The organism is Gordonia sp. UBA7599, from assembly GCA_002477755.1.
Classification (GTDB): Bacteria; Actinomycetota; Actinomycetes; order Mycobacteriales; family Mycobacteriaceae; genus Gordonia.
In genome coordinates, this window is the sequence record DLKD01000068.1 from 1 (window position 1) to 12,669 (window position 12,669).

At 68.6% G+C, this 12,669-nt stretch carries 8 protein-coding genes; 4 read left to right on the plus strand and 4 right to left on the minus strand.

The window, feature by feature from the left end; all coding sequences use genetic code 11:
• Positions 1–143 precede the first annotated feature (143 nt).
• The 3 genes from B4L26_RS08665 to B4L26_RS08675 are packed head-to-tail and all read left to right on the plus strand — an operon-like array spanning position 144 to position 4,246.
• On the plus strand, positions 144–893 hold the full coding sequence (locus B4L26_RS08665; protein WP_290718045.1) for an ABC transporter ATP-binding protein: 750 nt from the start codon (positions 144–146) through the stop codon (positions 891–893).
• A 14-nt stretch (positions 894–907) separates the two neighbouring features.
• Positions 908–3,463, plus strand: a complete 2,556-nt coding sequence (locus B4L26_RS08670; protein ID WP_290718033.1) for an ABC transporter permease — start codon at positions 908–910, stop codon at positions 3,461–3,463.
• Between the two features lie 54 nt (positions 3,464–3,517).
• Entirely contained in the window at positions 3,518–4,246 is a 729-nt protein-coding gene (locus tag B4L26_RS08675; protein WP_290718035.1) for an MmpS family transport accessory protein, read from the plus strand.
• Positions 4,247–4,249: 3 nt separating this feature from the next.
• Here B4L26_RS08675 and B4L26_RS08680 read toward each other — a convergent pair whose 3' ends face one another.
• Genes B4L26_RS08680 through B4L26_RS08690 form a run of 3 tightly spaced genes read right to left on the minus strand, consistent with a single transcriptional unit; the run spans position 4,250 to position 8,914 of the window.
• Positions 4,250–5,569: an MFS transporter gene (locus B4L26_RS08680; protein WP_409563362.1), complete on the minus strand. Its 1,320-nt coding sequence runs from the start codon at positions 5,567–5,569 to the stop codon at positions 4,250–4,252.
• Positions 5,566–6,033 (minus strand): MarR family winged helix-turn-helix transcriptional regulator, encoded by a 468-nt coding sequence (locus B4L26_RS08685; RefSeq protein WP_290718037.1) that lies wholly within the window; start codon positions 6,031–6,033, stop codon positions 5,566–5,568. The genes B4L26_RS08680 and B4L26_RS08685 overlap by 4 nt, the downstream gene beginning before the upstream one ends.
• Before the next feature lie 58 nt (positions 6,034–6,091).
• Positions 6,092–8,914: a hypothetical protein gene (locus tag B4L26_RS08690; protein WP_290718039.1), complete on the minus strand. Its 2,823-nt coding sequence runs from the start codon at positions 8,912–8,914 to the stop codon at positions 6,092–6,094.
• 238 nt (positions 8,915–9,152) lie between these two features.
• On the opposite strand from B4L26_RS08690, the gene B4L26_RS08695 reads away from it, so the two are divergent.
• Entirely contained in the window at positions 9,153–11,327 is a 2,175-nt protein-coding gene (locus tag B4L26_RS08695; protein ID WP_290718041.1) for an MMPL family transporter, read from the plus strand.
• Positions 11,328–11,341: 14 nt separating this feature from the next.
• Here B4L26_RS08695 and B4L26_RS08700 read toward each other — a convergent pair.
• Positions 11,342–12,669: hypothetical protein (locus tag B4L26_RS08700; protein ID WP_290718043.1), on the minus strand; the 1,328-nt coding region annotated here is incomplete at its 5' end.

The window sequence follows — 12,669 nt, forward strand, 5'->3', positions numbered from 1 at the left end:
CGGAACCGGTGGTCCAGTACGCGCAACCGGAACCGACTGTCCAGTACGGAGCACCCGAGCCACCACCGTCGCCGTACCCGCAAGCCGAATCAGCGGCCCAGTACACGCCACCCGCGCCTCGGGCCGCTGGGGAACCCGGCGCGATCGCGGCCGGCGCGGCCGCGGTGACCAAGGTGTACGGCGCGGGTGACACCGCCGTTCACGCCCTGCGCGGGGTCGACATTGCGTTCCCCGTCGGGGAGTTCACCGCGATCATGGGTCCCTCCGGATCGGGCAAGTCGACGCTCATGCATTGCCTGGCCGGGTTGGACACTCCGTCGGCGGGGCGAGTGGTCATCGGCGACACCGAACTGACCGGGCTGAGCGATAAGGCCATGACCGTGCTTCGCCGCGACCGCATTGGGTTCGTTTTCCAGTCCTTCAACCTCGTCCCGACCCTCACTGCGCGCGAGAACATCACCCTGCCCTGCGACATCGCCGGTCGCGACGTCGACCAGCAGTGGATGGACGCGGTCGTCTCACGGCTCGGATTGTCCGAGCGCCTCGACCACCGCCCCAGCGAGTTGTCGGGTGGACAGCAGCAACGTGTCGCGTGCGCGCGGGCCCTCGTCGGCCGACCCGCCATCGTCTTTGGTGACGAGCCGACCGGCAACCTCGACTCCCGGTCGTCGGGCGAGGTCATGTCGATCCTGCGCGCCTCGACCGACGAGTTCGGGCAGACCGTCGTCATCGTCACGCACGACCCGCGGGCCGCGTCCTACGCCGACCGCGTTGTCTTCCTCGCCGATGGTCAGATCATCCACGAACTGCGCAACCCTGACGCCGACTCGGTGTTCGAGGTGATGCGCCACCTCGACAACCGTGCCGTCCCGACCGCCGGGCAGGTCGTGTAGCCGTGGGTTCGGTCATGCGGCGGGTGTCGGTGCGCAATCTCGCCGCCCACAAGGTGAGGTTGTTCCTCACCGTCTTCTCCGTGGTCCTCGGGACATCTTTCGTGGCTGGCTCGATGGTCTTCACCGCCACCATCTCGAATGCTTTCAGCAGCATCTTCGACAAGACGGCGCAGGGCGTGGCCGTCCAGATCTCACCGAAGAACCCAAGGGAGCTCGCCATGTCGGGCACCCAAGGAGGCGCCGGGGTGCCGGTCTCGGTCGTGAAGCAGCTGCGGGCGAATCGGGACAAACTCGGCTATGACCGACTCGCCTCCAACTACACCGGGGCGGTCGCGCTGGCCACCGCCGAGGGCAAGGCGCTGCAGACCGGCAATGCGCCGAGCATCGGCTCGACCTTCCTCCCGCCGGACAAGGCGGTCGCCAAGGGCGAGAACGTCATCCTTCCCGGGGGCCGTGGGCCCGAGCGCGAGGGCGAGGTGGCGGTGAACAAGTCCGCCGCTGACAAAGCCGGGCTGCACGTCGGGTCGAAGACGAAGGTTGTCGCGGGCCAGGGCACTTCCGAACCGCAGGAGGTCACGGTCGTCGGGCTGCTCGACCAGCCGTTCGAGGTCGGCGGATTCGTCAACGTCGCGTTCAGCGCGCAGTGGGCCCGCAAGCTGTTCTCCGACCCCAAGCACGCCGGCATCGTGTCGCTCTCGACGCAGCCGGGGGTCACCGACCTGCAGCTGCAGGAGCGCGTCCGCAACCTGATCGGTCCGACGCAACTGAAGATCCAGACCGGCGACGAGGTGCGCCAGGAGAACAAGGACTCCATCAACACGTTCTTGCAGGTCTTCACCTACATCCTGCTGGCGTTCGCCGCAATCGGCATCATCGTCGGCACCTTCATCATCTACAACACGTTCGCCATGATCGTGGCCCAGCGCAATCGGGAACTGGCGTTGTTGCGCGCGGTCGGGGCCAGTCGTCGACAGGTGTCGCGTTCGGTATTGACCGAGGCGTTCCTCGTCGGTGTGGTGGGCGCCGTCATCGGCCTCGCCGTCGGCATCGGGCTAGCCATCGGCCTGCGCGCCCTCGCGATCGCCACGACGGGCCTGCCGAACGGGTCGCTGCAAATCACACCGACGGCGGTGATCGCCACCCTCGCCGTCGGGATCGTCGTGACGATGCTCAGCGCCTGGTTGCCCGCCCGTCGCGCCGCCCGGGTCGCGCCGGTGGAGGCAATGCGCGCAACGATGGCTGAGCCGCGGTCGCTGCGGGCACGCACGGTGTCCGGGGCGATCGTCGGACTGGTCGGGATCGCGGTCACCGTCGCCGCCGCAATGCGTCAGGGAGCAGGTCCCGCGATCGCCGTCGGAGCGGGTGCAGTGCTGTTGATCGCGGCGGTCGTCCTGGTGGCACCGGCCTTGTCGCTGCCGGTCATCACAGTCCTGGGGGTTGTTGCCAAGCCCTTCGGGAAGATCGGCCAGTTGGCGCGGACCAACGCCGCACGCAATCCGCGTCGCACGGCCGCGACCGCCTTCGCCTTGACCATCGGGCTGATGCTCGTCGCGATCATCGGCACGCTCGGCTCGTCATTCAAGGCGACGATCGACGAGTCTCTCGACCGGGACGTCCGGGTCGACTTCTTCCTCACCGGCGTCAACAACGGGTTCATCCCGCCGGCCGTCCTGGATACCGCCAAGAAAACGCCGGGGGTGGCGCAGGCCGTTGCGTCGGGCCTGGTGGTCAGCACGGTCGATGGAAAGCAGGTGCTCGGGGGCGCGGCCGTCGGCGGCCAGATCAGCAGCGTCGTGAACTACAACCTCCTCGAGGGACGCTCGCTGACCCCCAACGGGATGATCGTCGACGAGCCGACGTCGCGGAAGCCCGGGTGGAGTCTCGGATCGACGGTCGAATTCAAGCGACCCGACGGTGAGACCGTGGAGGTGCCGGTCGTCGGGGTCTATGAACTCAACCCGGTCCTGGGCGCGTGGGTGATCGGCAACACCGCCTACGACAAGCTCATGCCGCCCGCGGCGCAGATACTCACGGGCGTGTACGTTCTGACCTCCACCGATGCCGACAAGGCCGCGGTGCAGCAGCGTCTCAACGAGGCCACCTCGAAGTACCTGACGGTCCAGGTGCAGACCGCCGAGGAGTTCAAGAGCTCGCTCTCATCGATGATCGACCAGATGCTTGGTGTGCTGTACGCCCTACTGGCGCTAGCACTTGTGGTTGCGGTGCTTGGGATTGTGAACACACTTGCGCTATCGGTGGTCGAGCGGCGCCAGGAGATCGGGATGGAGCGCGCCATCGGCATGTCGCGCGCCCAAGTACGCCGGATGATCTATCTGGAGTCGGTGTTGATCGCCGTCTTCGGTGCGTTGCTGGGGATTGTCCTGGGCTGCGGATTGGCCGTCGCGGTTGTCCGCACGTTGCGCGAGTGGGGGATCGGCAACCCGGTCTTGCCGTGGTCGTTGATCGTCGTCACTCTGATCGGTGCGGCGGTGGTCGGCGTGATCGCGGCCGTCTGGCCGGCGATCCGCGCGGCCCGGACCAAACCCTTGGATGCCATCGCCGGCGAGTGATCGGCTGGGGCTGGTGGCGGCGCGTTGCGCCGTGCAGGTGACACAATGGCTGGCATGACACAACCGCAAGATCCCCAGGACCCGTTCCGGTCCTCGACGCGCCGGTTCGACCCGGAGCATCCGACCAGTGCCTACGATCCCGCGGACATCCCGGCTACACAGCAGTACCCCGGCACCCAGCAGTACCAGGGAACTCAGCCGTACCCAGGGAACCAGTACCCGGGAACGCAGTACGGGACGGCGCAGTACGGGACCGAGCAGTACGGCCAGTCCTACGGTGGAGGCGGCGGTTCCGACAACGGCAAGCGCACCAAGATCCTGATCGGGTCGATCGTCGCCGCGCTGGTCGCGATCCTGCTGGTGGCATTCCTGATCTCGGTGACCGGCGGCCACGACGACGAGGGGCCGGGGCCGGGCACGTCGCAGACGACCGCGACGTCGGATACCACCTCGTCGGAAACCTCCGAGACAACCTCGGAGACGACGTCGCCGACCGAGCAGACGCAGACGACGGCGCCGTCGGCGCCCGGCCAGGTCGTCTACCGGCTCGTCGGAGACGGCAGCCTCATCGTCGTGCGCTACCGGACGAGCAACGGCATCATGACGGCAGCGACGGTGCGCTCACCCTGGTCGGTGAGTGCGTTCACCGACAATGGCACCGCATCGCTGGACGCGATGGTGGTCAGCGGATCGGTGACCTGCCAGATCGTCGTCGCCGGCACCGTTGTCGCCGAGGGCACGAGTTCGGGTGGACCGCTCAGCTGCTCGGCCGAAGTCGAGTAGCGCCTACATCTCCTCGGCGCCGATGAGTGCGGCGTCGGGGGCGATCGGCTCGTGGTCGGTGGTGGAGTTGCGCACCAGTGCGACGGCCGCCACGGCGATGACGCAGTAGACCGAAGCGAACCAGAACGGTGCGGCGGCGCCGAATCCCGATGCGATGTGCGCGACGGCGATCGCCGACGCGGCACCGCCGAGCCACCGCAGGAAGCTGTATCCGGCGCTGGCCACCGACCGCGGGGTGCTGGTGTCGCCGCTGGACATGGCGACGCTCGTGAAGAGGGTGTTGAGGACGCCGGACGGGATGCCCGACAGCATCACTGCCAGGCCGATGATCAGCACCGAATGCGCCATCGAGCCGTAAGCGGCCAGCGCCATCACTACGGCGTAGACGGCGATCGCGGCCAGCACGCCTTCCTTCTGGCCGAAGCGGTCGGCGAGCCGGGGGGCAAGGAAGACGCCCGCTGCAGCGGCCAGCAGGCCCCACCCGAAGAAGACCATTCCGGCGCCGATCGGGCCGACCGCACCATGGCCGTGGGCGCGGTTGGCGGCCGAGAGGGCCAGCGGTGCCCAGGCGATGATGGTGAACAGCGCGCCGGTGTAAAAGGCCGAACCGATGCCGGTGATGAACAGCGTCCGGTTGCGCAGTGCTTTGAGGGGGTCGGTGAACCGGACCTTCGGCCGTTCTTGGTGGGCGTCGCCCGGAAGCATCCATGCACAACCGATCGCGCCGATGAGCATCAGCAGGGCGGTGCCGGCGAACGGTGCCCGCCAGCTGATGCTGCCCAGCAGGGCGCCGAGCAGCGGGCCGACCGCCAGCCCGACCCCCAGCGCCGCTTCGTACAGCAGGATGGCGCCGCGCTGGCCGCCCTTGGCCTCGCCGACGATGAACGCGAGCGCCGTCGCCATGAACAGCGCGTTGCCCAGTCCCCAGAGGACTCGCAGGGCGATTAGTTGGTCGATGTTGGAGCCGAATGCGCTGAGCCCCGCGGCGACGACGATCAGGACGAGGCCGACGGTCAGTGTGCGCTTGGGGCCGAAGCGGTAGGCCGCCCAACCGGTGATCAGCATGGCGACCACCTGGACGCCCAGGTACACGCCGAACAGCAGGGTGAGCTTCGACTCGCCGGCGTGTAGTGCCTCAGCGATCGTGTTGAGGATGGGATCGACCAGGCCGATGCCCATGAACGCGATGACGGCGGCAAACGCGGTCACCCAGACGGTTCGCGGTTGGCTGCGGAAGATCTCCGCGAGAGACTGGTTGGCGTCGTCGGGGACTGGTGTCGTGTCGTCGTCGATCGTTGTGGTCACAGGGTCCTTCTTCGTCATTCGGCGGCACCGAGCACAGCGGGTGCCGGGGCGATGCTCTCGAGTTGTTGCTGCAGTTCGTGCAGCGCGGGGGTGGCGGCGGCCAAGAGCTCCAAGTGCTCGTCGGACAGTCGCTCGAGTGCGGCGGTGAGGGCGTCGTCGCGGTGCCGGCGGGCATCCTCCACGGCGGCGCGGCCATCGTCGGTGACGTCGACGAGGACGGCGCGGCGGTCGTCGGGGTCGGGTCGGCGGTGAACGAGTCCAAGCCGGATCATGCCGTCGACAAGCGCAGTCGCGGTCGGCATGCGGATGCCCTCGCGCTGTGCCAACTCACCCATCCGGATCGGGCCGTGGAACATCAGCGTCGAAAGCGCCGAGGCCTGTGCCGCGCTCATCTGAGCCACCGGGGCACGTCGCCGCAGGGCCAGGTAGAGACGCGTCAACGCGGGCCGCAACTCGCGGGCCAGATCGTCGTGGGGGGTCACCCCTCAAGAATATTACTTAGGTACACGAAATAAAAGCCGGTTGCCGGTGACTTGTGTCTCAAGGGAGCGCTTCGACCGCACGTGCCCCGATATGACGACCGAGCTCGGTGTAGGCGGCGAACTGGCCCTCGTTGAACCACTGGTCCGACGTCGCATCATGCGGGAAGACCGGATGGTTGTCGGCGTAGGTGAGTAACCACGGCGGCAGGTCGGCAGTCAGCACGGCCTTTGCGAGAATCAACGTCCCGCTGCCGCCACCGGCACTCTGAGGATAGGTGAACCCCACCCGGACGATCGGCGAGGCCGCCAACCTCCGCTGCAGGTCATCGGTGACACCGGCGGTGGTCACCGGATCCGCGGTGCCCGGCACCATGCGCGTCGGCGACGCCTCTTCGTCCACGGTGAAGTGGATTCCGAGCTCGGACTCGGCAAGCCGCATCGCGTCGGCGAACGTCGTCAGGCTCGGCGGGGCGTCGCCACTGGCGTCGACAGCGATGATCGTCGTGCAGCGTCGCCGCAACGCCTCCACCAGTCCCAGGTTCTCGTAGTGCCCGCCGTCGGTGACTTGGACGAGTCGGCCGCGACCAGAGTGCAGGCCGAACACTTCGCGGGCGAGGTAGCTGATGCCGCGGAAGTTCGGCAGCCCGTGCGGCCACGCCGGATTGTCTTGCTCGAAGCGGGATTGGTAGAGGAACCGCGGGTTGGGTAGCCAACTGCCCAACCGTGCTCCGGACACCGCGAGGAGGGTCTGGTAGCCGCGGGCCATCCGGCCCATGGTGGAGGCGAAAGCCGCTCCGCTGATGGACACCGCGGCCTGCACGGTCAAGTCGCGGAGGATGCGCGTCGGCACGACTTGCGAGAGGGAATCGGTTTCCAGCCAGCCCAGATCCGGGCTGCCCACGTAGTCGGCGGTGAACACGTACGACGCGGCATTCTGTCCGCTTGCCGGTTTGTCCTCACCGGACATGGTCGCCGCGGCCGCGAAGACGAATACCGGTGTGGTGACGGCGGTGGACTTCTTCGGCGCGGCTGCAGCAGCTGTCTCGTCAGCGGGGACCGGCCAGACTAGGCGGGTCCGCCGGGGTTCGTCGAACAGCGCCAGTTCCGTCGATTCCGACGGCGGATAGGGCACGGCCCGTAGCTGGCCGTCGGGCAGGCGGACCCGACGCATCGCGAAGGCGCCGGCCAACCGCCGCCGGTAGAACGGGTGCAGGCTCATCGACGTGACGTCGAACAGGGACAGGACGCCGAGCAGGACCGCTGCGCCCGCGCCGAGCGCGACCACCTGCGCGAGGTCGGGGGAGTCTGGCGATGCCCCGCGCACCGCCCAGGCAGCCACGACCGCGACGGTGAGCAGCCACGAGACCACCAGGACGATCAGCGTCACCAGCACGAGGAGCAGCTGCAGCGCACCCTGCGGAACCGCCTGTTTCTGGGCCGCGGGCTTGCCGCGCAGGCGCCCGACGATCCCGGCGAGCGATCCGCGGTTGCGCCACAGGATCGCAGCCAGCACGGCCAGGTAGTTCAGCAGCAGGACCGACGAGACCGGCGCGGCCACCCCGGCGGCACTGCCCGGCCCGCCCCCCGACCACACGGCGCGCATGGCCCAGGGGATCACGAACGTCGCCACCGCGACCAGAGCCGCACCGGCCGCGGCGACCTGCCCGACGCGGGTCAGTGCGGTGTTGAGATCCATCGCCCAGCGCTTGGTCGACACCGCTTCGGCCAGATTCGCGCCGGCCAGCGACAGCACCGCCAACGCCGCTGCCGCACCGATGACGATGAGCGACGGTTGTGTGTTCGACGTCGTCGTCGACCAGGCAGAGTCGAGTTCCACCGCCGAGATCGGCAGTCGGGCGTACAGCACGCCGAGCAGCACGCCCAGCACGACGGCCGGAGTGAAGACGACGGCCAGCGACAGCAGCATGTTCTTCGCGACGACGGCCAGTGCCACCGACAGCTCGCGCGGCGAGTCGGCGATGTAGCTGGCGTGTCGCCGGACCCGGTCGTATTCGACCGAACCGCGTTTGAACGACCGGTCGACGGGCAGTGGTTTGTCGGGAATGTCGGCGGGGTTGGCGGCTCCCAAGGTCTCACTCATGCCCGTCGGCCAGATCGACGACTTCGGTGGGCTGTGCGCGGCCTGCAGAAACGCTCCGGCGAGGAATCCGCCACCGGAGACCGAGACGATGTAGTCGGTCTCGGCCACGACGTTGCGCGACGCGGAGTCGGCTTTCGCGTCGATGCTGCCCGAGAGTGCCTGCAGCGCGCCGAGTGCCACACTGCCCGCACGGATCCCGCCGCCGGACAGACAGATCGCGGTGGTGTCGGTCGTCATCGGGTCGGCCACCGTCGGCACCCAGTAGGCGCGCCGCCAGCGGTACTGTTCGGGCGACTCGTCATCGCGACTGCCCGCGAGCACGTGCGCCCCGTCGGTCGTGTGAGCGGTGCTGCGCCGCCGGAAGCGCCAGGAGAAGAACGCCCGTCCGGCGTGCCCCAGCAATGCCCCGACGACGATCAGGACGACGGGCACGATCATGACGAACTTGAGAGTGGCGAACGGTGCCGACCATGCGCCGCTGTGGTGCAGCAGGGCGACGTCCTCGCCGACGTCGGAGAGCGCGGCGACGCCCAGCATGCCGAGCAGCACCGTCATGGTCGTGCGCATGGGTCCGGAGAACGCGCGTGAGCGCAGGAAGAGCGCGGCTGAGCCGAGCGCGAGGGTGAACCCGGCGATGAACCCGAAGTCGAAGCGGACCGCCCGGTCGAGCTCGGCGGCGCGCGCCCCCGGATCGCCGGTGAATTCGTAAACCAGGATGTCGTCGTCCGACGCGAGCCTTCCGAAGACCACCACGAGGGTCAGGCCGATCAGAAACGCCACAAGCAGTGCGGCGTCCGTTTTCGGTCGGCGGTGGCGACCCGCGGCGGAAAACCCGCTGTTGTCTGACGGTGGGTGCGATGGCTTGGCAGGCACCCGCCCATTATCGGCCCTCACGGTGCGGCGCACTCCAAGTCGGCTTCAAGTGAAAGACAAGCGGTCCCGGCGACGGTGGGTGGGCACAGAAAACCAACCCCGGATAGATCCACCCGAATCAATCCGCCTGGAGAAAGGCATTGCGATGTCCTCCCTGCTCTTCCGATTCGGCCGCACTGCGGCCCTGCATCCGTGGCGCACGCTCGCCGGCTGGCTTGTCGCCGTCGTCGCGCTGTTCGTCCTCGCCGGCACGGTCGGTGGCACGACCCAGGACGACTGGGACGTGCCCGGCACCGAATCCCAACACGGCCTGAACCTGTTGCGCGAGCACCTCCCGAATTCGGGCAACGCGACGGCCAATGTCGTGCTGCACGACGACCAGCGCATTCCGGTGGCCACGCTGACCGCACTCGCCGCCCGGCTGGCCGTCGTGCCGCACGCCGCCCACGTCGATCCGCCACGGCTATCCGACGACGGGAAGACCGCGGTCCTGCACCTGGCCTACGACGCTGCGGTCACCCACCCCGATCTGATGGGCAACATCAAACCACTGGACAAGGCGGTCCAGCCCGCGCGCGATGCAGGCATCCAGGTCGAGTTCGGCGGTGACCAACCGGCCACCGCAGCCGCGCCAATCAAGGGCCATGGCGAATTGATCGGCGTCGGGGCCGCCCTGTTGATCCTCATGCTGGCCTTTGGGTCGGTTGTGGCCGCCGGCCTGCCGATCGTCGTCGCACTCGGTGGTTTGGCCGCCGGTTCGGCCGGGGTCACCCTGCTCGCGGCGGTCACCGACGTGAGCACCTCCGCACCGATCGTCGCCTCGATGGTCGGGCTCGGCGTCGGCATCGACTACTCCCTGCTCATGGTGTCGCGGTTCACCGAGAACCTTCGGGCCGGGCATGCCATCCCCGATGCGACGGGTATGACCCTGGCAACCGCGGGACGGTCGGTCGTCTTCGCGTCACTCACCGTCCTGGTGTCCCTGCTGGGGCTGGGCCTGGCAGGGCTGGCCACCTACAAGTCGTTCGGCATGGCCACCGGCATCGCCGTCGTCGCCGCGATGGTGTCGGCGCTGACGCTCGTTCCGGTCCTCTCCCGGTTCGCCGGTACCCGACTGCAGCCGCGTCGAGAACGCCGCGGTGCCGCCCCGGCCGGCCGGGCGTTGACGATGCGGTGGGCCCAGCGGGTTTCCCGCCGCCCCCTGGTGTGGGTCCTGGCTGGGACAACTGTGCTGCTCGCGCTTGCCGCACCCCTGGTGGACATGCGCACGTGGCCACAGGACGACAGCACGCAGACGTCGGAGGCCACCAACCGCCGGGCCTTCGACCTGATCGCCGCTGAGTTCGGTCCCGGCGCGAACGGCCCCGTGACGATCGTCGCGCAACGCGCCGCAATCACCGACGGCGCCGTCACCTCGTTTGCCACCCGCGTGGCCGGTGACGACGACGTCGCGCGGGTCAGCCCGGTCGTCCACTCGTCCGACGGTGCGATCTCGATGTTCACCGTCGAGCCGAGGTTCACCCCGGCCGACGAACGCACCGGTGGGTTCATTGCGCACCTGCGCGACGTCGCACCCGACGGCGTCATCGTGACCGGATGGTCGGCCTTGCTGTCGGACATCAGTGATGAGCTGGCCGTGCGGCTGTGGCTGGTGATCGGCTTCGTCGTCACCGTGTCCGTGCTGCTGCTGATGGTGATCTTCCGATCGATATTGATCCCACTCAAGGCCGCGGCAATGAACCTGCTGTCGATCGGTGCCGCCTACGGCGTGATCACCGCGGTGTTCCAGTGGGGCTGGGGAGCCGGGTTGATCGGCCTCGACCACGCGACGCCGGTGTCGAGCTGGGTGCCGATCCTGATCTTCGCGATCCTGTTCGGCCTGTCGATGGACTACGAGGTGTTCCTGCTCAGCCGGATCCGCGAGGACTGGTTGCGCACCGGCGACGCCCACGGCAGCGTCGTGCGCGGACTCGGCGACACGGGCAAGGTCATCACGTGCGCGGCGGCAATCATGGTCGCAGTGTTCCTCGGCTTCGCCAGCGAGGGTGACGTGGTGGTCAAGATGCTCGGCGTCGGCATGGCTACGGCGATCCTCGTGGATGCCACCGTCGTTCGGATGGTCCTGGTGCCCGCCACCATGACCCTGCTGGGGCGGTGGAACTGGTGGCTGCCCGCGTGGCTGGACCGGCTCCTGCCCGAGTTCGACGTCGAGGGTTCAGCGGTGCTCCCGGTGCCGTCGACCACGATTGACGCCGACGTCGACGAGGAGAAGGCGGCTTCCGACGACGGGGACGACCGCGTCCCGGTGTTGGTGGGCTGACCGGAGATGAGGCGTTAGAAGCCGAATTGATCCCGCTGGTCGCGCAACCGTTGCGCGGCCAGCGGGATCTCCCATTGCTCGCACAGCGCCATCGCCCGATCGGCATGGACCGAGGCCGCCGCCGTGTCGCCCAGCGCGACGTGCGCGAAGGCAATGTAGGTGTCCACCGGACCGGCGGCGTTGCCGGAGCCCCCGGAGCAGCTGTGACCGGCGAACGGGGCGATCAGCGCGAGCACGTCGGCTGCCAGGACGGGGTCCTGAAGGTACATCGACAGCTCCGCGGCATTGCACCAGGCCAGCATCGAGAACCAGTCGTCGTGATCGAGGTCGACGGGGTGGGTTCGCACGTATTCGCGGGCATCGTCGACCCGGTCGACGCGGCACAGCAGAGCGCCCACGATCGGCGCCATGGGCAGCGGATCGTTGCGCGCCATTGCCATAAGCGGTTCCACGACGTCGGGGGCCGACCCGTTCCACACCGCGTACACGAACACCGCCCCCATCATCGCCTGCTCGGATTGCGGGATCGAGGCCTGCTGGTGCAGGCGCTGCACCCGCTCGAGCATCTGCTCGCACTCCTGCGTGCGCCCGCCCATCGCCAGCCAAGGCATGATCAGGCCGCTCAGGACGAGCTCGGCGTAGACCAATCGCAGTCGCTGCGCCTCCGACATCGCCTCCTCGGCGAGTTCGCGCATTCGGTCGGGCCGTCCCGCCTCGGCGTGGGCGACCGCCGCCAGCGTCAGGGACAGGACGGTGTCCCGATCGCGACCGATCTCGGCGGCGATACGCGCCGACTCCTCGGCGAGGTGGACGCGTTCGTGCGCGGTGGCAGACGTCCACACCGCAACCGCGGAGATCTGCATGACCTCGACCCTCAGCGCGGGGTCGCCGAGTTTGTCGGCCATGGCCAGCGCCTCGTCGACGAGGGCGCGCCGGACCGCGAGCGGCTCGGCGTAGTACAGCTCGCCGGCAAGGGCGACTGTCGCACGGCAGCGCAGCGCCGACGGTTCGGTCGGCAGAGCCGCCAGCCCCTCCCGGAGCGCGGCGACCAGCGTTTCGTCGACTTCGCCGTGGTAGGTGGTCTGCCAGAGCGCACCCTGCGCGCCCGACGTCGCAGCCCTCAGTACCAACTCGGCATCGCCGACGGTTCGCGCCGCGTCGATCGCCGAACGGATGTCGGCGGTCAGCTCGACCCATCGGCCCGACCACCGGTACGCATCGGCCCGCGCCATGAGGACGTCGTAGCGGTCATGAGCGGTCGACGACGGGTCGTCGCCCATGGCGGCCAGCGCCGAGCCGAGCAGCGCGGCAGTCTCCTCATGGGCGTGCAGGTCGCGGGCGA

Excerpts from the sequence above, each read along its gene's own strand:
- B4L26_RS08670 (WP_290718033.1), top strand. The coding sequence starts at position 908 with ATGCGGCGGGTGTCGGTGCGCAATCTCGCCGCCCACAAGGTGAGGTTG.
- B4L26_RS08675 (WP_290718035.1), top strand. The coding sequence starts at position 3,518 with ATGACACAACCGCAAGATCCCCAGGACCCGTTCCGGTCCTCGACGCGC.
- B4L26_RS08680 (WP_409563362.1), bottom strand. The coding sequence starts at position 5,569 with ATGACGAAGAAGGACCCTGTGACCACAACGATCGACGACGACACGACA.
- B4L26_RS08695 (WP_290718041.1), top strand. The coding sequence starts at position 9,153 with ATGTCCTCCCTGCTCTTCCGATTCGGCCGCACTGCGGCCCTGCATCCG.